25 protein-coding genes are annotated in these 20722 nt (G+C 46.6%); 19 read left to right on the top strand and 6 right to left on the bottom strand.

Annotated elements, in window-relative coordinates; all coding sequences use genetic code 11:
• Positions 1-35: 35 nt before the first annotated feature.
• From ACLB09_RS16555 to ACLB09_RS16505, 11 genes are all read left to right on the top strand, one after another.
• On the top strand, positions 36-608 hold the full coding sequence (locus tag ACLB09_RS16555) for a hypothetical protein (RefSeq protein WP_410770964.1): 573 nt from the start codon (positions 36-38) through the stop codon (positions 606-608).
• A gap of 21 nt (positions 609-629) precedes the next feature.
• Positions 630-1235: a hypothetical protein gene (locus ACLB09_RS16550; protein ID WP_410770963.1), complete on the top strand. Its 606-nt coding sequence runs from the start codon at positions 630-632 to the stop codon at positions 1233-1235.
• Positions 1236-1449: 214 nt separating this feature from the next.
• On the top strand, positions 1450-1668 hold the full coding sequence (locus tag ACLB09_RS16545; RefSeq protein ID WP_410770962.1) for a hypothetical protein: 219 nt from the start codon (positions 1450-1452) through the stop codon (positions 1666-1668).
• Between the two features lie 22 nt (positions 1669-1690).
• Entirely contained in the window at positions 1691-1966 is a 276-nt protein-coding gene (locus tag ACLB09_RS16540; protein WP_410770961.1) for a hypothetical protein, read from the top strand.
• A 2-nt stretch (positions 1967-1968) separates the two neighbouring features.
• The gene (locus ACLB09_RS16535) at positions 1969-2166 is read left to right on the top strand and encodes a hypothetical protein (RefSeq protein ID WP_410770960.1); all 198 of its coding nucleotides are present in this window, start codon (positions 1969-1971) and stop codon (positions 2164-2166) included.
• Positions 2153-2548, top strand: coding sequence for a hypothetical protein (locus tag ACLB09_RS16530; protein ID WP_410770959.1), 396 nt, complete (start codon positions 2153-2155; stop codon positions 2546-2548). Before ACLB09_RS16535 ends, ACLB09_RS16530 begins: the two co-directional genes overlap by 14 nt.
• The gene (locus ACLB09_RS16525) at positions 2523-3449 is read left to right on the top strand and encodes a peptidoglycan recognition protein family protein (protein WP_410770958.1); all 927 of its coding nucleotides are present in this window, start codon (positions 2523-2525) and stop codon (positions 3447-3449) included. Before ACLB09_RS16530 ends, ACLB09_RS16525 begins: the two co-directional genes overlap by 26 nt.
• 11 nt (positions 3450-3460) lie before the next feature.
• Positions 3461-3682 (top strand): phage holin, encoded by a 222-nt coding sequence (locus ACLB09_RS16520; RefSeq protein WP_410770957.1) that lies wholly within the window; start codon positions 3461-3463, stop codon positions 3680-3682.
• A gap of 374 nt (positions 3683-4056) precedes the next feature.
• Positions 4057-5052, top strand: coding sequence for a hypothetical protein (locus ACLB09_RS16515; RefSeq protein ID WP_410770956.1), 996 nt, complete (start codon positions 4057-4059; stop codon positions 5050-5052).
• Between the two features lie 22 nt (positions 5053-5074).
• On the top strand, positions 5075-5485 hold the full coding sequence (locus tag ACLB09_RS16510) for a hypothetical protein (protein WP_410770955.1): 411 nt from the start codon (positions 5075-5077) through the stop codon (positions 5483-5485).
• Positions 5486-5505: 20 nt separating this feature from the next.
• Positions 5506-5856 carry a hypothetical protein gene (locus ACLB09_RS16505; RefSeq protein WP_410770954.1) on the top strand — a complete coding sequence of 117 codons (351 nt, stop codon included), beginning with the start codon at positions 5506-5508 and terminating at the stop codon, positions 5854-5856.
• Positions 5857-6158: 302 nt separating this feature from the next.
• Here ACLB09_RS16505 and ACLB09_RS16500 read toward each other — a convergent pair whose 3' ends face one another.
• Positions 6159-6311 carry an aspartyl-phosphate phosphatase Spo0E family protein gene (locus ACLB09_RS16500; protein ID WP_410770953.1) on the bottom strand — a complete coding sequence of 51 codons (153 nt, stop codon included), beginning with the start codon at positions 6309-6311 and terminating at the stop codon, positions 6159-6161.
• Between the two features lie 369 nt (positions 6312-6680).
• On the opposite strand from ACLB09_RS16500, the gene ACLB09_RS16495 reads away from it, so the two are divergent.
• The 3 genes from ACLB09_RS16495 to ACLB09_RS16485 all read left to right on the top strand — a co-directional run bounded on the left by ACLB09_RS16495 (position 6681) and on the right by ACLB09_RS16485 (position 8720).
• Positions 6681-6872, top strand: coding sequence for a hypothetical protein (locus ACLB09_RS16495; protein WP_410770952.1), 192 nt, complete (start codon positions 6681-6683; stop codon positions 6870-6872).
• A gap of 345 nt (positions 6873-7217) precedes the next feature.
• Positions 7218-7805, top strand: a complete 588-nt coding sequence (locus ACLB09_RS16490; protein ID WP_410770951.1) for a TetR/AcrR family transcriptional regulator — start codon at positions 7218-7220, stop codon at positions 7803-7805.
• A 156-nt stretch (positions 7806-7961) separates the two neighbouring features.
• Positions 7962-8720: an SDR family oxidoreductase gene (locus ACLB09_RS16485; protein WP_410770950.1), complete on the top strand. Its 759-nt coding sequence runs from the start codon at positions 7962-7964 to the stop codon at positions 8718-8720.
• Between the two features lie 81 nt (positions 8721-8801).
• On the opposite strand, the gene ACLB09_RS16480 is transcribed toward ACLB09_RS16485, so the two are convergent.
• A complete protein-coding gene (locus ACLB09_RS16480; protein WP_410770949.1) occupies positions 8802-12677 on the bottom strand; it encodes a carbohydrate binding domain-containing protein in 3876 nt (1291 codons plus the stop codon).
• A gap of 521 nt (positions 12678-13198) precedes the next feature.
• On the opposite strand from ACLB09_RS16480, the gene ACLB09_RS16475 reads away from it, so the two are divergent.
• Together ACLB09_RS16475 and ACLB09_RS16470 are read left to right on the top strand one after the other, a co-directional pair.
• Positions 13199-13669 (top strand): 2-thiouracil desulfurase family protein, encoded by a 471-nt coding sequence (locus ACLB09_RS16475; protein WP_410770948.1) that lies wholly within the window; start codon positions 13199-13201, stop codon positions 13667-13669.
• A gap of 449 nt (positions 13670-14118) precedes the next feature.
• Complete coding sequence (locus ACLB09_RS16470; RefSeq protein WP_410770947.1) at positions 14119-14517, top strand: MerR family transcriptional regulator; 399 nt, start codon at positions 14119-14121, stop codon at positions 14515-14517.
• 29 nt (positions 14518-14546) lie between these two features.
• Here ACLB09_RS16470 and ACLB09_RS16465 read toward each other — a convergent pair whose 3' ends face one another.
• The 3 genes from ACLB09_RS16465 to ACLB09_RS16455 form a co-directional block, all read right to left on the bottom strand.
• Positions 14547-15293, bottom strand: a complete 747-nt coding sequence (locus tag ACLB09_RS16465; protein WP_410770946.1) for an NPCBM/NEW2 domain-containing protein — start codon at positions 15291-15293, stop codon at positions 14547-14549.
• A 178-nt stretch (positions 15294-15471) separates the two neighbouring features.
• Complete coding sequence (locus ACLB09_RS16460; protein ID WP_114499079.1) at positions 15472-15630, bottom strand: asparagine synthase; 159 nt, start codon at positions 15628-15630, stop codon at positions 15472-15474.
• Between the two features lie 62 nt (positions 15631-15692).
• On the bottom strand, positions 15693-15869 hold the full coding sequence (locus ACLB09_RS16455; protein WP_410770945.1) for a hypothetical protein: 177 nt from the start codon (positions 15867-15869) through the stop codon (positions 15693-15695).
• 141 nt (positions 15870-16010) lie between these two features.
• Between ACLB09_RS16455 and ACLB09_RS16450 the strand changes: the two genes are divergently transcribed.
• The 3 genes from ACLB09_RS16450 to ACLB09_RS16440 all read left to right on the top strand — a co-directional run bounded on the left by ACLB09_RS16450 (position 16011) and on the right by ACLB09_RS16440 (position 19059).
• The gene (locus ACLB09_RS16450) at positions 16011-16892 is read left to right on the top strand and encodes a carbohydrate ABC transporter permease (RefSeq protein ID WP_410770944.1); all 882 of its coding nucleotides are present in this window, start codon (positions 16011-16013) and stop codon (positions 16890-16892) included.
• Complete coding sequence (locus ACLB09_RS16445) at positions 16892-17728, top strand: carbohydrate ABC transporter permease (RefSeq protein WP_410770943.1); 837 nt, start codon at positions 16892-16894, stop codon at positions 17726-17728. Before ACLB09_RS16450 ends, ACLB09_RS16445 begins: the two co-directional genes overlap by 1 nt.
• Positions 17729-17796: 68 nt before the next feature.
• On the top strand, positions 17797-19059 hold the full coding sequence (locus ACLB09_RS16440; RefSeq protein ID WP_410770942.1) for an ABC transporter substrate-binding protein: 1263 nt from the start codon (positions 17797-17799) through the stop codon (positions 19057-19059).
• A gap of 494 nt (positions 19060-19553) precedes the next feature.
• Here ACLB09_RS16440 and ACLB09_RS16435 read toward each other — a convergent pair whose 3' ends face one another.
• Positions 19554-20642 carry an FAD:protein FMN transferase gene (locus tag ACLB09_RS16435; protein ID WP_410770941.1) on the bottom strand — a complete coding sequence of 363 codons (1089 nt, stop codon included), beginning with the start codon at positions 20640-20642 and terminating at the stop codon, positions 19554-19556.
• Between the last annotated feature and the right edge of the window lie 80 nt (positions 20643-20722).

Raw genomic sequence — 20722 nt, 5'->3', positions numbered from 1 at the left:
ATACTACCGGTAAACATGTCGATGGAGGTAAATTCATGAAAAAGATTGTTTATTCGTCAATTATTTCGTTATTACTTTTGGGATCATTAGCAGTGGGAGTTTCGGCAGCGACAAACTCTTTAATCGGGAAAAAGGTGCAGTCCGTTGTCTCTGTAAAGGTAGATGGGAAACAAGTTAAGGATGCAGTGGTTATTGACGGAACAACTTACGCCCCCGTACGAAGTTTCTCTGAAGCCTCCGGTTACTCTGTAAAAGTAGGGAAGGGAGAGGTTATATTGACAGCACCTGAGACAATTAATCGCACTGAGGATGAAGTAGTAAGAGAATTGAAAATTGAAAATCAAATTAGCATATTGCGTGGGAGTATTACGTTTTGGAAAGCGTCTTTAGTGGGATATGAAGAAACTGCCGCTCAAGCGCGAAAATCCATCGAGGAAGCGATTGATTGGAATGCAACTAAACCTGCTGACGCTCCTACAATGACAACAACCGGTTCCCAAACGAAATTAATTGAAGCCGAAACGGCCATTGACGATCTGCAAGCTAAAATCAAAGCCGCCGAAGCTGAAATTAAGCAACTTGAAGCACAGATAAAATCGATTAAGTGATTTTGATAGGAGGAGGGAATAGTGAGCTTTGTTTCAGTAGTTGGTTCTAAAAGTTTTCTTACAGTTATGTGCGACGGAAGAGTCGTAGGTTTAGAAGACGAGGTTCTAGAAGAAGACTATCAGAAGTTCGTAAGAATAGGGAAAAAGTCTTTTATAGCCTATGCTGGAACGCGACACATTTGTGAGTCTATTGCCAATAACTTCAAGCATTATGAAGGAGAAAAAGAAGATTATACCTTTTGGTTAGAGAAAATAAAACTGATTTTAGCTCAGAATCAAGTTGCTTTGAAGCAGTCAGGTTACAAAGCAATACTGGCTTTTGGGGGAATCAATTTAAATGGGGAAATTGAATTCTATGCAATAAGTTCTATCACCCTTGAATTTCAACGGTATTTTCCTCAAGCTGATAATTTATCCTACACATTTTTATTAAATTCTGAGGATTTTGAGGATGAGTTAGGAAATGGAAGATTAGTAGAAAAATTAACTGAGTTTCTAGGGCAAACAGGGTATAGTACACCCTCTCAGGTTATACAATCTCAGCGGTTATTGAATAATTATGTGGCTGATATTGATAAGGTGTATGTCAATAAAAACACAAGCCGGTTAGTAATAAAGAATGCTTGATGTGAGCCTTTATTAATAATTGAAAAAAACTAATTGTCTTATTAAAGAAAACCAACTCGCCGAATACGACGCCCTCATTGAAAAGGCGACTGAGGAACTACGGTTGGTGAATGAAGCTCTGGAGGCGCTTAAAAATCAATAAAGTTAAATAGCAAAAGATAGGAGTCTGCGATCCCCGCAGGCTCTTTTGTTTTGCCAGAAAGGAGGAAGATCCTTGGCATTAATAACAAAGATAGACGTTTCACTGGACTTGAAGCAGCCGGCTCAGGAAGTAATTGACGTTATTACGTTAATTCTGAGCATGTACCCCGGCCGAGAGATTGAAATCTTGCGCCAGATCGACGAGGAGGTTGGTATGGCGGTGGCGCAGTTGGAAAGATCACAGGAACAGCAAACCGATCAGTCCGATCAAGCAAATACAGATAAAGGCTAAACAGAGAGAGGGGAGCGAGGTGATGGGACAAGAAGAGATCAATGGGGTCAAGGAGTTCTTGCCGCTCGCCGAAAAATACGGTCTGGCGGTGGTGCTTACTTTTATCCTACTGGTTATCCTGGCTGTGTTGGTCAAGATGATCATCAAGGGGGACCTAGTACCGCGGAGTCTACTGGATAAAGCAGAGGATGATCGGGACCGCCTGCAGGCGATCTTGGACAAAGAGCGGGAAGGATTTATGGCACCGCTGCTGGAAATGGTTAAAAACTTAAAGAAGGACGAGGACAGGGGAGGATGAACATGTTGACAAAACTGTTTCAGCGCCTGTTCCCCCAACACCGCGACAAGGAGATTGAATTGAGCCGGGCATCCAGCAGCGTGTCATTATCCATCAGTCGGTACCAGAATGCATCTATGGAGCTGCAAAGGGAGATAGAGAGAAACCGGTTTGCGCGGTATTTGCTCTACGATAAGGGGGATAGTCATGGGGGTCATTGATATCATTTTGCTGTTGCTGTATGTTGTGGCGATCGGATGCTCGGTTTTTATTATCCATTGGCACAGGTCCTACTATCAAGAAAGATTCAGGTCGGGCGTTGTCAGCGTGTTTATGCTGGCGATGCTCTTTTTTTTGGCAGCATATACGTTCAAGATGATGATCGTGCTCTTGATGCGTTCAGCCATCGCGTTTAGGTTTAATTCGCCGCAGCTAGATGAGTGGCTACTTTATGGATGGACGGCTGCCCAGATTGGCACAACTGCCGGCCTAGCCTCGTTGGCCTGGCTGACATGGCGGAAGCGGTATGACCTATTCCTGTTTTTGCGGAGGGTCGACAAGAAGGGAGAGGATCAAGTTGGACAAGAACAAATATCCGATTGAACGGCGCTATATCAATAAACGTCCGAATGTAAGGCCAGGCACCCGACTTAAAACGGGCAGCCCGGCCTTTTTTGTTGCCCATGATACCGGGAACCCCGGTGCGACGGCCGACAATCATTACACATATTTTAACAAACTGACGGACCGTTCGGCATCTGCGCAGGTGTTTATCGATGATACAAAGATCCTGGAGATTATTCCTACAGGTACAGGTTCGGAACCGACAGAAAAGGCACACCATGTCATTTATAACGTCACAACAGATAACGATCGCTTTGGATACGATGCCAATGACGCTGCGCTTGGTGTGGAGCTGTGCTATGGGACCAACAGCAAGGGCAAAGCGATCAATTTTTCTGAGGCGTACAAACGCTTTGTATGGTACCTGGCTTACTGCTGTGACAAGTGGGGCAAGAACCCCTCCATACACATTGCCAGCCATAAGCAGCTGGACCCGGGCCGAAAATCAGATTGTGAGCAGGCGTTGGCTTCCGCCGGAAAGACGCTTAAGGACCTGATCAACGATGTTGCGGCTGAGCTGGTCGCTCCGATAGTGGTCCCTGACTTTGTAAAACTGCCGGCAGTGGTGGCACAGCATTTGATTGACACGTATATTTCCCCGGCTTGGTATGAATCGCAGCGAGCAGGGGATGAGGTCGGCAAGACGCACTTTCATAATCTGGCCAACAACCTCCGGATGGCTGCAGGTATTCCGTTGCTTCCTGGTAAAGCAGCGCTACCGTTACAAAAGCTCCACAAGAGCAATGCTCAGGAGATCATCTTCCGGTGGCTGTCCCCAGGCTGGTTTAAAGCCAAGGCCGATGGCAATACGGCACTGGCCAATCAATTTAACGCAAACGCAAATCACCTGCGGCGGGCTGCAGGAATTCCAATCGAATAGGGGAAAGTATTATGAAAAAACAAAGATGGCGGAACTATGCGTTATGGATCAGTATCGTTTCCCAGGGGCTGCTGCTCCTACAGTTACTCGGTCATTTGACTAATCTGTTTGAAATCACCGATGTGCTGAAGCAGGACATCTTGACGATCGTAAACGTAGTACTAGGTCTGCTGGCCACTCTTGGCATTATCAGTAACCCTACTAAGCCGGACAGCTCCGGATATAACCTGTAGACAGCGTTTCGATACACTTGAATCTTTTAAATAACTTCTGATAATAAATCCGAAGGCATCGGTAGAAGCCCCGAGAGGTAAATAACTCTTGGGGCTTTTGATAGTAATTCTATAGAAAAGGAAAGTGCTCTCAAATATTCGATTTCGCTTAATAAGAAACAAGCAAAACAAAATTGTAGAAGAAGGTTGATTATTAGTAGATGCATATAGGTAAATCTGCCTATACAATTTAAGGAATTGGAAATATAAGTTTAGATTTTTCCTATAATCTGGTATAAAATAAAAAAAAGACCAGAACCATAGGCCCTAGTCTATCCGTAAATTTATTATATACTTTTTTTTTAGGGTCTTCAACTAAAATTGGAGGCAAGTAAATGGATCCGTATGATAAGGTACCTCAAACTATTGTCAGAAAACTGGCTAAAGCAAAGAATTTAAAGAAATTAAACGGCAAATCTAAGGAAGAAATAATTGACGATCTTATTCAATCTGGTCACAAGAATGACTTAGATTATTTGGCCACCGAATTTGCTTTTACCAAGAGTAGTTGTGGATTAATTATCGAAAGAATGCTAGAGCCCTTTCCAGAAGAGGCCAACACTCCAGAAAAGTTTATTAAGCTATTACTTGAAAGAGAAAAGATCTCCACCGATTCATTAAGTAAATTAAATTGGGAACTTCAATATGACGATAACGTAAGAATCTGTGGCATACTCCATGTAGGAGATGTCATATATTTAAACACAGTACAGAGGAAATATACAAGCGTAAAAAGTGGGTGGAATGGCTCAACCACAAACTCTTATGCTGATATCATACCAGTTGCAATCCATTTCTCAAATTCAATTATTGAATATCGCACAACTCCAACTTATTATGCAAATGTTAAAAAATTTGTATTAGATCTTCTTGAATACAAAGAAGATAGCAATATCGAGTGTGAGACATTAACAAAAGTTACAACTACTGATGCCAATGCAATTAAAACATTACTTCAGGCAAATTACTCTTCTGAGCACATAGCTCTTCCTTCTACAGTCGGGAGTGTTAGACTTAATAGCTCAAGAGGAACTTACGATCTTGAAAATGATGAATTGGCCATAAAGATTCGAAAGTTTTTTGAAGAGAATCAGCTTCCATCAGACGATCGCATGGATGTCACATGTCACCTGGATGAATTTGAAGACAGAACTACAAAAATAACATTTCCTGTGACCTTTGACATAAATATAAAATCGGGTAGTATTAAATTTAAATCATTAGTTACACAATCAGTAATTGATCATGTCTTTGATGCCATAGTTACTGTGTGTTTTTTAAACAAGCAAGCTACTCTTGATAAAAATGAGGCAGAAGAATTGATAATATAAACATTAGACAGGAGGTGTCTTTGTGGGCAAACCAATTGCAATAATTAATGATTTGCTGGAGTCCTGGGCTACTTTGACACCTCCTGTAATTGATTTCACCGTTGAAAATGTACTTTATGCTATAAAGTACGAAGCAACCTATGACTACGTATTAAGGTTCTTAATGTCTAAAGAAGGGTTTGAAATTAGTGCGGGTAGAATCTATTTATGCTCTGAAAATCACAAAGCTTACCTGTCTGATTTGGAAGAGGAGATAGACGAGTTCGATCTTCCCCGCTGCCATATTTGTGGTAAGGAAATATTAAATGATTTAGATCATAGTTTCATTGTTTTTAACTTTAACAAAGAGTTCATCGAAGATGTTAAAAAAAAAGTCCAATCACGGTTGCCTTTGAGAGGCCAAAAGAAAACTTTGATTCCACAAAGAGTATAAAGGATCTTATAATTGAAGAGATGTTTAAAATATTTGACCCAGAACAAGGAGTGGTCGTCATCGATAATAGAAATTTTAATATAAGTGGATTGTCTGGAAATAATCAAAACTTTAACTTTGGTGATCACGGGAATATCCAACAAAAAGTAAATGGATTAAGTGAAATTGAAATGGAAAGGCTTTTCAAAGATTTGCATCGATTTGCATTAGATAATTCCGATGAAAGAGATTTAAAGTCTATAGAGTCTATTAAGGAAAATGCTAAAAAAGGCCAAATGAACACTGCTAAGACTCTGTTTGATCTGCTTACAAAAACTGTCCAAGCTTCATCTGCTGGGGTGGCTATTGCCAAAGCGTTTGGTTGGGTTTAACGAAAAACACTCAATTAAAGAAAGGCCCACTAACCTATATGGTCAGTGGTCTTTTTTGCGTTTAAGTTATGTACGATAGTTACATGTTCTACCTCATCTAGCGGCACCCAAACCGTTGTGTCTGCCAACTTTATCCGCACTCTGCTCCGATCCACACCCCAGCTCGGAAACCCGGAAATCTTGGATCCATCTAACAACGAAAAGATGACTTCCTGGTCAGCTTTTATTGCCTTTACTAAACTTCTATACAAAGTTCACAACTCCTTCTTAAAGGAGCCGCTTTCGCGACTCCCTATTTTGTTTCATTTTACTTCTTTAGCTTCTTGATGATACTCGTTTAATAGTCGATCAAGTTTTTGGCTTAGGATTAATATTTCCCGGTCGGCCAGGCGTTTGTACACAGCGAGTTTATTCAATTCCAACCGGAGCTCTTCAATCATGCGGATTAACTCCACGGCGAACACTCCTGTTAATCAAAATATCTATGGAATACGTCCGCTGTGCACTGGCGAGCGTTATCGCGGATCCCACTAAAGACCTGTCCGCACCAGACTAAAGTGGTAGTACAATTTTCGATGAGTTTATACAATTATCCTCCTTATTAGATATATTCTGTAAAATTTTATCTCAAGAAAGAATGAAAATGTTAATTTAAAGATGCTTACTGTTGAGTTAAGAACGCAAGTTCGTATATAATACAAACAAATGTTCTTACTTTTGAGGTGTATAGAATGCTTAGCGATCTAGAAAGAAAGCTACTCCGAGTATTGGCGAACTTCAATCTTCGAACCAATCGAATACCAGCGAAGGCAGAGCTAGAACGAATGATCGGGCGGAGGTACAAAGATATCGAGCATGGTTTGACAGGCCTGGTAGAAAAGGAATACATATTCTGGCCAGACAAGCCGGTGCTGGATACGATCGTCATCTTGGAGGCGTGGGAAAGGGATACAACCATGGCGAAATCGACTGCTGAGCGGAAGGGTGGAAACACCAGCTATTGGACCAGTTATTAGTTGCTCGGTTTATAACAAAACTGCTAAAATAAGATCTCACTCAAAAACTCATAACAACGGTAGCCTACTAAGGATATTCTTTCTACCAAATCTTCTACCCATATCGGGAAACACTAGGAACTGATAGGGGGATGATGGTTGCTGGAAAAACTAAAAAAGAAGCGTTGCGGGGATATGGGGAACCTAAGGGAAATATATCTCTACGCATTCGTAATGCGTAGGTCGGGGGTTCGAATCCCTTCATCAGCATCTTAAAGATTCAAGCACGGCGCGGCTTCCGGAATTTCCGGGGGCCGCGTTTTTTGTATAGAATGAGATGAGTGAGATATAAAGGGGGTTACGTCCATGAGTGATGCAAAAACAGATAAACGCATTTCCCGAAGCACGGCCGCGCTTAGACAAGCCTTATTGGATCTGATGTCGATCAAAGCTTTTCATGCCATTTCGGTCAAGGAAATCGTCGAGATGGCGGGATATAACCGGGGAACGTTTTACGCCCACTATGAAAGCAAAGAAATGCTGCTGGACGATGTTTTTTCGAAATTGATCGATGAACTGAAGCAGTCCTTCCGCGCGCCGTACGAGGAAGCGGAAATATTCCGGATCGACGAGTTGCCTGCGAATTCGGTGAAAATATTTGAACATTTCTATCGGAACTCTTCCGTTTATACGATCTTGTTTAAAAGCGAGGTATTGACTAAGTTCAAAGAGAAGATATTCGCCTCGCTAATGCAGATCGCCGCGGAGGATTTGGACTATACCCATGATTCGATTAACCGGGAATTCCTTTTGATCTACTCGATGAATGCCCTGTTAGGCCTTGTCTTCCACTGGATTGAGAATGGATTCAATTATTCGCCGGATTATATGCAGGATCAGTTGGTCCGAATGATTAACTGGAAGCCGACTTCCACCAAAATTAATAAAAGATAATGTACAAACCATCATATGATGTCTGTTAATGAACATTTATTGAGCGATTAATGATTGTGGAGGAATTAGGCTTTATCTATACTGAAGATGCATAACGCAATAACATTATTCACAGTCTAACCTATGAATTGTGAATATTTCGGGAGGTATTTGAGAGTGAAACTTCAAAACCAAGTAGCGGTAGTAACCGGTGCAGCTTCAGGTATGGGTAAACAAATTGCTCTGCTTTTTGCCAAAGAAGGAGCGAAAGTGGCGGTTTCGGATTTGAACCTGGAAGGAGCTCAGGCTACGGTAGAAGAAATCAAATCCCAGGGCGGCACGGCGTTTGCCATTAAGACAAACGTGGCCGTTGAAGAAGACATTCAGAATTTGATTGATACGACAGTACAAAATTTTGGCACCGTTGATATTCTTGTCAACAACGCCGGAATTATGGACGGCATGGAGCCGGCTGGTGAAATTAACGATGATAAATGGGAAAGAGTTTTTGCGATTAACACGACCAGCGTGATGCGTTCTACCCGTAAAGTGCTGCCGATTTTCCTTGAGAAGAAAAAAGGGGTCATCGTCAACGTGGCTTCGGCAGGCGGACTTAATGGTGCTCGTGCAGGCGCAGCTTATACGGCTTCGAAACATGCCGTTGTCGGTTTCACCAAAAACACGGGTTATATGTATGCTACCGAAGGTATTCGTTGTAATGCGATCGCTCCGGGCGGCGTGGAAACGAACATCGGGGCCTCCATGCAAGGTACTAGCCAATTCGGCTTCGGTAAACAGCAACTCGGCATGGCAATTAATCCGCGTGTGGGCAAGCCCGAAGAGATTGCCAAGGTGGCCTTGTTCCTTGCGTCGGACGACTCCGGTTTCGTGAACGGAACAGTGATTACGGCCGATGCCGGCTGGACCGCGTATTAATAGAAGTATTCCAAAAAATGGGCATAAGAAGCGAGGCCTCCGATCTTCACGGAGACCTCGCTTTTGTTTATATCCTTCGGGCTATTTCAGATACGGACCGTTTTCGCCGATCTTACCCGGAGCCGGGTTGCCCGGCAGATCCAGCACGTAGACGCGAAGGTTGCCAATACCGGATAAGGAAACGGACAAATTACCGTTCGTCACGGTTTTCACGTCGCCTGTAATGGCGTCTTTATAAGTGCCGTTCGGAATACCGTTGAAGGTCGCGGATTCGCTGATCGCCACAAGCGCAAAGCTGTCGACGCCTTCGGCGGCATTCGTGTATCGGCGTTTAAACGCCATTTTTCCCGTAATGCCTTCGGTTGAATACTGGCCTTTCTGTAATGCAGGAATCTGCCTACGGATTTGGTTCAACCGCTGCAAGTGCTTGACCAGCGGTTTTTGCAGCGTATCGGCGACCTTGCCGGAAGCGGAAGCCACCTTGCCGAAGTCGCTTGCCACCACGGTTCCTTCAATTTCATCGCCGAAATAGGCGCGGCGCGTTTCTTCGAGCGGGCAGGTCGGCCCACAGTCGATTTTTTCACCCGCCTGGAATTCGATTTCATCGCCGTACATGATGGTCGGAATGCCCCGGAACGTCCACATCAAGCTCATGTTTTCCGCCCAAGTGCCGGTTCCCCCATTGTAGGCCGTGCTCGATTTGTTCGGACCGAAGTCGTGACTGCTGACGTACACCACGTTATAGGTGGCGTCATTGGTCGAATCGTCCGAATCCTTGCCGTTATGGAAGGCATTGACCGCTTCGCTGAAATTCATGTGCATCCGCATGTCGATGATGTTCATGCCGGAGAACTTGCTGTGGTCGGGCTCATGATAATTGTTTCCTCTGAGGAAAGCATTGTCCGAGGTAGGCTGATTGGCCGTCCCGAGCTGATTTTCGTAATTGAATTGCTCTAAAGCCGCGACTTCATCGTTGGCGCTATATTCTTTGCGCTCTTTCCAGGTGAAGAATTGGGCGGAATGGTTGACCGAGCCGCGATTCCACTTGTCGTTGACGAACGCCCCGACCTCGCCGAACATGAAGAAGTTTTCTCCCTTATCGCCGAATTTCGCAGCGGAGTGCTCCTGGGCGGCAGGAAGGAAATGTCGGTTCCACGTCACCCGCGGTATGTGGACGGCGGTATCGATCCGGAAACCGTCCACGCCCATATCGATGAAGTTGTTATAGGCTCCAATCAGATAATCCTGCACAGGCTTGCTTTCCGTGTTGAAGTCGGCCAGATCCTCGTGGAGCCAGCAACTGCGGGAATCTTCGCCTTCCCAGTTACCGATCCAGCATGGATGATAGTATTCGGTAGGGAACATACCGGAAGTTGCATTAGGCCACTGGCAGTTGTAAATACGATAACCTTCCTTGCTGTAGAACTGTGTAGGCGTTCCCCAATTCTGACAGGTGTTCCCGGCAGGCTCCTCCGTTGACCAAATATCGCCGTTGTAAGCTTTGGCGGAAACGTCATTCGGATAAAGGCCGTCATACTCCAGGCCAGGAATTTTCTCGTCGTAATACCAGCTCCACTGCGCATCGCGAATACCAAAAACGGTAGGCGTGAACAAGTCCTTTGCTCCCCACCGGCTGGAGTGATTGTATACGACATCCTGAATGATCTTGATTCCCTTGTTATGGGCTTCGTTGATCAGATCCTGATAACTTGCGCCGCTCGACTCCAGACGAGGATCTACCCGGTAGAAGTCGTAACCGTGATAACCGTGGAAATCATAATCCGAGCGGTTCAGCACGACGGGCGTAATCCAGATCGCCGAGAATCCGAGAGCTTTGATATAATCGAGTTTTTCCATCAATCCCTTAAAATCGCCCCGGAACATAGGGTCATTGTTGGCCGCATTTCCCGAAGGTACATTATACTGCCCGCCGCGGTTATTCGAGGAGTCACCGTCGTAAAAGCGGGCGGTCATGACAAAGTAAATAGAATCTTCGCGGGCATCGCCTCCAAGCGGCGTCCCGCCGACTGGAGGAAGCGGAGCATCGCCCGTCTTGGCGGAGACCGGCTGGCTGGCAGCCGACTTGTTGGAAGGGACCGCCTTATCAAAAGCTTTTACCGTATAGGTGTACGTCGTTTGCGCTTCAAGTTTCGTTTCCGTGAAATCGGTCCGGGTAGTCGTATACACCTTTTGGCCTTGAGTCCCGCCTGTGCGCGTGATTTCATACCCGGCTACGCCTCTTCCGTTCTCATTGTCGACCGAAGGACTCCAAGTCAAGGTAACGCTAAGGTCTTTTGCAACCGCATTCACGTTTTCCGGTACGGAAGGGGGCAGTTTGTCTTCGGGCAAAGGGGCGCACGGGCTGATCGTATTGGAAGTAACTACACCGTCCTTGACGGTGGTAATTCCCGTACCGATAACATAATTCTGGCCGTTGTTATTGTCCCAAACCGAACCGTTGTTAAACGTGGCCTTCATGCTGGTTGCTTCCCCAAGATCGATCGTGATTTTGGTCCAATCGCTGCAGGCTTCTTCCGCCATTTTCACTCCCGGAGGAGTCGTCCATGCGGCTCCGGCAGGGGAGTAGTGAATGTTGACCTGCGACCAGGCTCGCGTCTTGGTGTAATAGTAGACGATAGCCTGATTCCCGGCGCCCGCTTCTGAAGTTGTCACGGAAAGAGGGGAGGACTGGGAGGATTTATTCCCCGCTTTGTCTTTGGCCAGTACCGTAAACGAATAAGCGGTAGAGGCCGTCAGTCCATTAAATGTATAAGATGTCGCTGTTACATTGGCATCCACCAGGGTATCGTCCCGGTAAACCTCGTACCCTTGAAGGCCGCTTCCGCCTTCATTATCCGAGCTTTGGGACCACGATATTGCCACTGTCGAAGAGGTCTTGCCCGTCACGGCCAAATTGGCCGGCACGGCGGGAGGCGTGGTGTCCGTCGAACCGCCGGAAGGAGCGCCGGGGGTGATTACTCCAGCGGAGTAAGTCCAGGTTCCGGGATTGAAAAAGTAATTGTTGCCGTTGTTGCTGTCCCATTGCCCGCTTCCGTTGTTGAAACAGGCCTCAAGCCGGGCCGCGGCTCCAATATCGATAATCGATTTGGCATATCCCGGCATTTCGGCATTCTCCATTTTGATGCCCGGGACTGCCGTCCAACTGCCGCCAGCAGGCCGGTAATGGATGTAAGGCGTTGCATAACCGATTTTGTAGTAAATGGTTACTTGGTTTGAACTCCCCGCGGGATTGGTAGTCACCGATAAAGCATTGCTTTCGGCGGACACGTTTCCCGCTTTGTCTTTCGCTTTAACCGTGTAGACGTAATCCGTCTCGGGGCTAAGCGCGGTGTCCGTAAAGGTGGCAGCGGCTGTTTCCGAGCCGACTTGCGACCCGTTCCTGTAGACCAGATAACCGGACAAGCCGCTGCCTCCGGCATTATCCGAGGCGGGAGCCCACGAGAGCGTTACGGTGGTGTCCGTTTTGGTCGTGCTCGTCAAGCCGGAGGGTACATCCGGGGGGACCGTATCTGCGGCATCGGGGTTGCTATCGCTCCAATTATTTCCGTCATACCATCCTTCTTTGTCCCTAAACATACCGGGCTGGCCGCTCCCCGGCGTCTGATTGCCGTTGCTGTCTTTAAAAATCACCCTCGCACTGGCGACTCCCTCAATGGTGTAACCATACCAGTCTCCTTGTTCCGCATTCATGGCCGGAGATGATTGCCAGGCGGGCTCGGTGACGCTTGGACTGGTTTGGTAGTAATAAAGTTGGGGAGTGCCCCAGCCTCCAGGTTTTTTGAAATGCACCTTTAAACTAGCCGACGCCGCTGCTTCATTCGATGCGGTGATCGACTGATCGACTGGATCGGCCGGATCGGCGAAGGAGGGGGTGAAGGTTGATAAAACAAGAATGAAAGCCATGAATATGCCAAACCATGCTTTTCTGAATTTCATTGCGCGTCATCACTCCTCTTATTGGGCTTAATTACATATAATGCGCTTTCAATAATGATTTTGTATAAATCCTGGTCCCTCCTTTCCGAATATAGTTGTTTTACTGGGAAGATCATTGTTCTCGCCAAGGCGTGACTGCTTTGGAGGATATTAGAGCGATTATGGGCCAATCCGTCTGCAGGCTTGTTCGTTCAAGAAGCTAGGCGCCATAGATGTTGAACAATTGCAAGATGGATCCGTCGCCGGAGGGCAGCCAATAACCGTAGCGATTCATATTTTGCAGTTCAAATCGTAGAGCAAACGTTTGCGCAAAAGGGAAAGCAAGATTCCATACTGGAGCGGTTTTAGAGAGGAGTTACGTAGTTAAGCTAATGCGTATGTTATACTGCAAATTTTAATTAGTCAATCAAAAAATTGGGGAATAATCCCAAAGAACTATATGGAAAAGCCTTGCCCATTTTTGCGGAGAGCTGACATAATAGGGGGAACGGCGGCAATTCAACTGCATGAGGAGGCGTAACATGATTATTGTCAGCTCTTGCCTGGCAGGAATGAAGGTACGTTACAATGGTAAGGACTGCCTGGATGAAAGTATCGCGAAATGGGTTGCCGAGAAGAAGGCGATCACCGTTTGCCCGGAACTTTTAGGCGGTCTTGCCACGCCGCGGGAGCCGGCCGAAATTGTCGGCGGGACCGGGGAGGATGTGCTCCTGGGAAAAGCAAGAGTCGTGAACCGCTCCGGTGAGGATGTCAGTCATCAGTTCATCCAAGGAGCTTATGAAGCCTTGAAAATCGCGAAAGAAGCAGGAGCGACGGCTATCGTCCTAAAAGAGTCCAGTCCTTCCTGCGGAAGTTCCCGGATCTATGAAGGAAGCTTTGCAAACGGCGTAATCGCTGGCAATGGAGTTACGGCTGCTTTGCTTAAAAAAGAGGGATTTAAAGTGGTATCGGAAGATCAGCTGCATCTGGTCTTTCCTGACGATGAAGTATAGAGCCTGGAGCAGTGGCCGATAGCTTTTTCGACTAACTTATTAGCAGTAAGACTATGATTACAGCTGAAATTATGAACCGGACTAGATGATGTTTGATATTAATTTTATTGTACAAATGGAGTCCGTTAATTATGGTTAGAATGTGAATCGACAATAGGCATCCAATGAGCAGCGCCAATAATTGTGGATACCGATTTAGTAATAGGGCAAAAAACGCAACACTAGCTCCCGAGATCATCATGCCTGCAGCAGACCACAAGGCGATCTCTCTTTTTTTCATCTGAATGATACCGCTGAATCCGCACAATAGTCCATAAATCACGGCCAAAGCTGCACCGGCTACCCAAAATAAAGTCATTTGATCCACCCTCTCAGAATTAATAAGTCATGAATCCATTAAAGGGCGTGGGGTAAACCCCGCGTCAATGTCTTTTTTAGGGGAGAATAAGATGAAAATCGGTGAATTCGTAACGTTGCTGCATACGACCAAAGATACGGTCCGTCACTATGAAGAACTGAATTTGCTTACCCCCGCATGGTCCAACAATTATAGGGAATACGGGGAAAAGGAAATCTCGGATTTCGGCGTCATTATCGAACTAAAGGAGTATGGCTTATCCCTGAAGGACATTCAGATTTTGTTTGATCTGAAGCGGGCATTTCATTGTGGCGATCAGAATTTTATTACGCAGGTCTATGACAAGTTAACAGCGCATGTGAATGATCTGAGGCAGCAGGAAGAGGAATTGCATAGCCGAAGGATTAAGCTGGAGAATGAGTTGACCGCGATCAGAGGTCTGATTCCTTATTCACTCAACAGTGGCCCGGACAACGAGGGCAAAAGCTAAAGAGCCTGCGTTTGCAGGCTCTTTACTTATTATTTCATTGGCGTCAAAACTACGTCCCATAGCGCCGTAGACGGATAAGTTGTTCCCGATGAAGTCTTGGCTACAATGATCTCGAGTTTTTGAATACCGCTGACGTTGATTTTGAATTCTGACGGCTTCGTTTCTTTGGTAACATTATAGGATTCGAATAAATTCTTTCCGTCGCCTTTAATAATAAAGTTTGCCCCATAAGTAAGCCCTTGCGAATTGAAATTGGTTACTGCAAAATTACCCTTCAACTCTTCGTACTCCCCGTTCAATTGATAAACGGCCTTCGCTTCTTCCTGACCGGTACTTGTCGTCAGCAAGTTGACGGACGGTTGTTTTCTTTCTTCTTGCACAGCCACGGAGTCAAGCAGTTTGCTCCAGGTCCAGTTGGAAGAGCCGCTATTAAGATTAAACTGGTCCAAGTTTACCGGCTTTTCCGTAGCTTTGACAGCGCCAATGGTTACCGTCTTGGTTTGCTGATTCCATTCGACATCTTTGCCGAATCCCGCTGCAATCCCTCTCAATGGAAGATAGATCGTGCCATCCACTGTAAACGGCTCGATTTTTTGGCCTTTTTCATTCGTCGGGTTTACTTCAACTCCGTCAATAATCACCTTAATGTTGTTGTAGACTGCATTCAGTTTTTTGGTGAACGGATATTGTGCCGCATAAGAGACACCCGAGGTTAGCAGCAGCGTTGCAGTCGTTCCGATAATAACACCTTTTAATAAGTCTTTTGATCTCTTCATAACAATAATTCCTCCAGACGTATGTAATTTTACTCCCACTAATATATAAAGCTAACTTGCTAATTAGAAAACATAATTTATAAAAAATTTTAATTTAATCGAAAATATTGCTTTTATGCTTAAAAGCGCACGTTAAAAAACCCGGGAAGCTTCCCTCCCGGGTTATCTTCCAATAAGGCTAGCGGTGCTCGATCAGATCGATGGCGCCGAGCACGATATGGGCCAGGCCAAATCCTAGAGCTCCGGTTGCAGCAAGTTTGTACTTGCTTCCAAGCAGTGATGCGGCAGAAGCGGACACTACGGCTCCAAGAACGGTAGGAATCAAACCTTCACGCATGCGAAACACCCCTTTGGACTGGTATGGAAAGACATCGTTATTCTGGGAAAAGGGACCGCGAATTATTCATCCCGGATTATAGAGCCTTGTGCTATAAAAGCAGCTCCCGCCAAACCGATCAAAGCCAAGAGCTTCACAATTCCATTTGAGGCTAGCCCCGCTGTTAGACCAAGCGCAACAATAATAAGCAGCAAAATGCCAACCCGTTTATAAGTAACCTTCTTGAAGAAATCCGGCATACCTTTCATCCTCCTGTAGGATCGGTGCTTTATGAGAATTTACGCATTGAACGACATCCAATTCCGCTATTGTCCAGATTCAAGCCTTTGACTTCAAGGGTAAAAAGAGGTCAAAACAGTTAGCTAAGGGGTGAGACCTGGATGACATGGAGAAAGACGTCCCAGCAGATACAGCAGTTGGTGTTTGTGGGGCCTTCGACGATATTTTTCGTATTGATCGTAGCGGTCCCGTTTTTTCTGGGCTTATATTATGCATTTACGGACTGGAACGGAATATCCAGGCAAGCGGATGGAGTCGGTTTGCGGAACTTCATTCATGTTTTTACAAAAGACCCAGCCTTTTTGAATTCGTTCTGGTTTACGGCTAAATTTACAGTGCTGGGTGTTTTGCTCACGAATGTAGTAGGCTTCGCATTGGCCTATTTTTTAACGAAGCGGTTGTATACGCGTAACGTGATGAGGACGGTCTTTTTTATGCCCCATGTAATCGGGGGACTGCTGCTCGGTTTTATCTGGCAGTTTATTTTTGTCCGCGGTTTTGCCTCGATCGGCGGAGCAACCGGGTTATCTTTTTTTGAATTACCTTGGCTTGGAACCGAAGCGACCTCCTTCTGGGCGATCGTCATTGTCTTTGTATGGCAAAACGCAGGCTATCTTATGGTCATATATATTTCCGCAATCAATAATGTGCCCAAAAATTTGATCGAGGCCGCCAAAGTCGACGGCGCCGGACGAGGGCAGGTGCTAAGAAACGTCATCATCCCGCTGGTCATGCCGGCGGTGACGGTTTGCCTGTTCCTGGCGATATCTTGGTCATTCAAACTGTTTGATCTGAACCTGTCCCTGACCAAAGGCGGACCGTTCAAATCGACGGAATCTGTGGCGCTTAACATTTACAATGAAGCTTTCAATATCAGCCGGTTCGGTATGGGTTCGGCAAAAGCGATCATCTTCTTCATTATAGTCGCGCTGATTTCGATACTTCAGGTCCGGGCGACCAAGAGCAGGGAGGTTGAATTGTGATGGAAACAGCCAAGCGTTATCGTGGCGGAATGATCCTGATCGAGGCGGTACTGATCCTCGGCGGATTGGTGTTCCTGGTTCCTTTTTACTTCCTGATCGTCAACTCCCTGAAAAGCTTTGGCGAAATCCTGACCGATTCGGCCGGATGGCCAAGCATTTTCCAATGGGGGAACTATGCGGAAGCCTGGGAGAAGACCTCATTTCCGAAGGCGTTCGGCAATTCGCTGCTCGTCACCGTGGCCAGTAACTTGCTGCTGGTGCTGATGTGCTCGATGGCCGCGTACCGGATGGCCCGGAAGCCGACCCGGTATAACCGGTTTCTGTATGCGGCTTTTGTCGCCGCGATGGTTATTCCTTTTCAGGCGATCATGATTCCGTTAGTGAAAGTGTCCAGTCTGCTGGGCATCATGAATTCAACCTGGGGATTGGTGATCTGTTATCTGGGCTTTGGCGCCCCGTTAACGGTGTTCATGCTGCACGGATTCGTCAAATCCGTTCCGGTGGACATTGAGGAAGCGGGCCGGGTCGACGGATGTTCGCCATACGGTATCTTTTTCCGGATCATTCTACCGCTGATGCAGCCGATCGCAGTGACCGTTATCATTTTGAATACGCTATGGATTTGGAATGATTACCTGATGCCGTCGCTGATTTTACAGAAGCCGGAGCTCTATACGATCCCGATTGAAACGTTCGCCTTCTTCGGGCAGTATACGAAGCAATGGAACCTGGCGCTGCCGGCCCTGGTGCTTGGCATTACGCCGGTCGTGATCTTTTTCCTGGCCATGCAAAAATACATTATCGAAGGCATCGCCCAGGGCTCTGTGAAGGGATAAGGCTATCGCGCATTAACGCTAATAAAGCTTGATAGATAAGCAAGAAAGGCAAAGGAGGGTGACGAGAAATGAAACTGGGCAAACAGGCATTGCTCCTGCTGGCGTTGGCGCTGCTGGTTGCCGGTTGCGGCAAAAGCGGACCGGAGATGGACGGGAAGCGCAAGGTGCTGCATATATTTCAATTCAAGGTGGAAATTGCCGAAGCGATGGAAGGCCTGAAAGCGGAGTTTGAAAAAGAACACCCGGACATCAAGCTGGATATCCAGACCGTGGGCGGAGGCAGCGATTACGGCGCTTCCTTGCGATCGAAATTCGCTTCCGGCGAAGAACCTGATATTTTCAATATCGGCGGGTATACGGAGATGGAAATGTGGCAGGAGTATCTGGAGAATCTGTCGGATGAGCCTTGGGTAAAGGATGTCAAGGAAATCGCCAAGGAGCCGATGACGAAAGACGGGAAGCTTTACGGCCAACCCATGAATCTTGAGGGGTACGGCTTTATATATAATAAGGATTTGTTTGCCAAAGCGGGGATCAAGGAGAAGCCGGTAACTCTCAGCGGATTGAGAGAAGCTGCGGAAAAGCTGAAAGAGGCTGGGATTACGCCGTTTTCCAACGGGTATCAGGAGTGGTTTGTGCTCGGCAACCATAACGTAAATGCAGCATTTGCGAATCAGGAGGATCCGGCGGGGTTCATCCAGGGATTGAGCGATGGCAAATACAAGTTTGGAGACGATCCGGTGTTCAAAGCGTGGACGGAATTGCTCGACCTGACGCTGGAATACGGCAATGACAATCCGTTAACAACCGACTACAACACCCAGGTGACGATGTTTGCGGAAGGAAAAACGGCCATGCTTCAGCAAGGGAACTGGACTCAGGTACAACTTGACGGAATCAATCCCGATCTGAACCTGGGCATCCTGCCGATGCCGGTCGACGATTCGGCCGAGGATAACGACAAGCTGTTTGTCGGCGTGCCGAACAACTGGGTCATTTACAAAGACTCGCCCGTGAAAGAAGAGGCCAAGGCGTTTCTCAACTGGCTGGTCACTTCCGATACGGGAAAAAAATACATCACCAAGGAATTCAAATTCATTCCCGCGTTCGACAGCATTCAGGGGAACGAAGAAGATCTTGGCGCGCTTGGGATGGAAGTGTTGAACTATACGGACGCCGGCAAAGCGCTGACCTGGAACTGGTTCCGGTTCCCGAACGGGATGGCGCCGGAAATCGCCAGTAGCATTCAGGCTTATATCGGCGGGAAAATCGATAAGCCGAAAATGTTGGAGCAATTCCAGCTCAACTGGGATAACCTTAGCGTAGAGTAAGCGTAAAAAGCCGGAAAATGGACGCAAGCGTCAAACGGGTGACTTCAACCGCGTGACGCTTGCTTTTTTGTTTCTTTGTATATTCCCGCATGGGAGTTATATTGCAACCCGATCCTTCATGTACACGTTGAAGGTGCAACGATTTGGTTCCTGCCTAGACTACAACCGCAACTGTTTAACGGTTTCCAAAACAACAAAAGCCCTACCTCTCATTTGTCCTTGCGGCTCCGATGACCGCGCCAGTATGAATCAGAACTACACGAAATTTCTTACTCTTTGGGTCAATCAAATAAGGAATTTTATACCGATTAGGTATTAGGAGAGTTATAATCTTTTGAGGAACTACTATAGGGGTTTAACAATCTAATTCATAATTTTACTGCAAATTTCATGAAAAGTCAAATCATCTGTTTTCATAGCCGGAATGCGACGCAAAAAACCTCCGCTTCTAGAAGCGGAGGTGCGTAAGCAAACTGCGTTATTAGCCGATATAATCAGTTAGCAAACGTATAGTCGCCGTTTGTTTTTTCCAGCAGTTCCTTGAATCCGGAAGTGGCATACAGCTTCTTGTCCTTGGTAATGAACAGGACTTCCGTATTCGGAGTGTTCTCGGCAAACTTCAATCCTTCTTCGATGCCCATGATCAGCAGGGAAGTATCCATGGTGTCCGCATCGGTGGAGCGGTCCGTTACAATCGTTACGCTGCTGATGTTATTATCGACCGGGTATCCGGACCGGGGATCGATGATATGCTGGTACAGCTTCCCGTCTTCAATAAAGAAGCGTTCGTAAATTCCGGCGGTGACCACGGTTTTGTCTTTTATGCGTACCGATCCGATCGGGTTGCCGCGCTCCTGGTCGGGATCCTGAATGCCGACGTTCCAGGTCTTTCCGCCCGGCTTGCTGCCCATGGCGAATATGTTGCCTCCGAGGTCGATAATGGCGCTATGAAAGTCCTGCTCGGCCAAATAATCATAAATGGCATCCGCCGCATAGCCTTTACCGTAAGAGCCAAGATCGATTTCCATGCCCTTGGCCTGCAAATAAATCTCGTGTTTCTCCGGGTTCAATTCGATTTTGCGGTAGTCCGTCAGCTGCTGTGCAGCAGCGATTTCCTCGGCCGGCGGCACGTGCGCACCCTCATGGCCAATGTTCCAAAGGCTGACGAGCGGTCCGATGGACGGATCCAGCAGGCCGTTCGTTTTCTTGGCGTAATCGACGGCCAGCGAGACGAGTTCGAACGTGTCCGGCGACACCTCGACAGGGGCGATGCCGGCCTGTGCGTTTACTTGGTGAATTTCACTGTCCGGATTTGTGCGGCTGATCTTGTTGTCGATATTTTTCATCAGCGCTTCGAGTTCTTCGAAGTTTTTGGTAGTAGCCCGGTTATCGTAGATTTTGACATTCACGACGGTATCAAATATAAAAAATGTCTGGGACAAAGGTTCCACGACCTGATTTTGGGACGTCTGGGCATTAGCGCCCTGCGGGTCCGCAGAGTTGTCGCTTCCGGAGCAGCCGCCTAGAAGTGCAGCGAGCATGGAACATGTCACCAGCAGGATTGCCGATTTGTTTTTTTTCATATGCGTAGCCTCATTTCTACCTGTCATTTCGTCCTTGATTTTAGCAGAAATAATTCGGCTCTAAAAGTACTTTTATTCAC

This window comes from Fontibacillus forbon (assembly GCF_046559655.1).
In the GTDB taxonomy this organism is placed as follows: domain Bacteria; phylum Bacillota; class Bacilli; order Paenibacillales; family Paenibacillaceae; genus Fontibacillus.
This window is presented reverse-complemented; position numbering and strand designations above follow the sequence as displayed.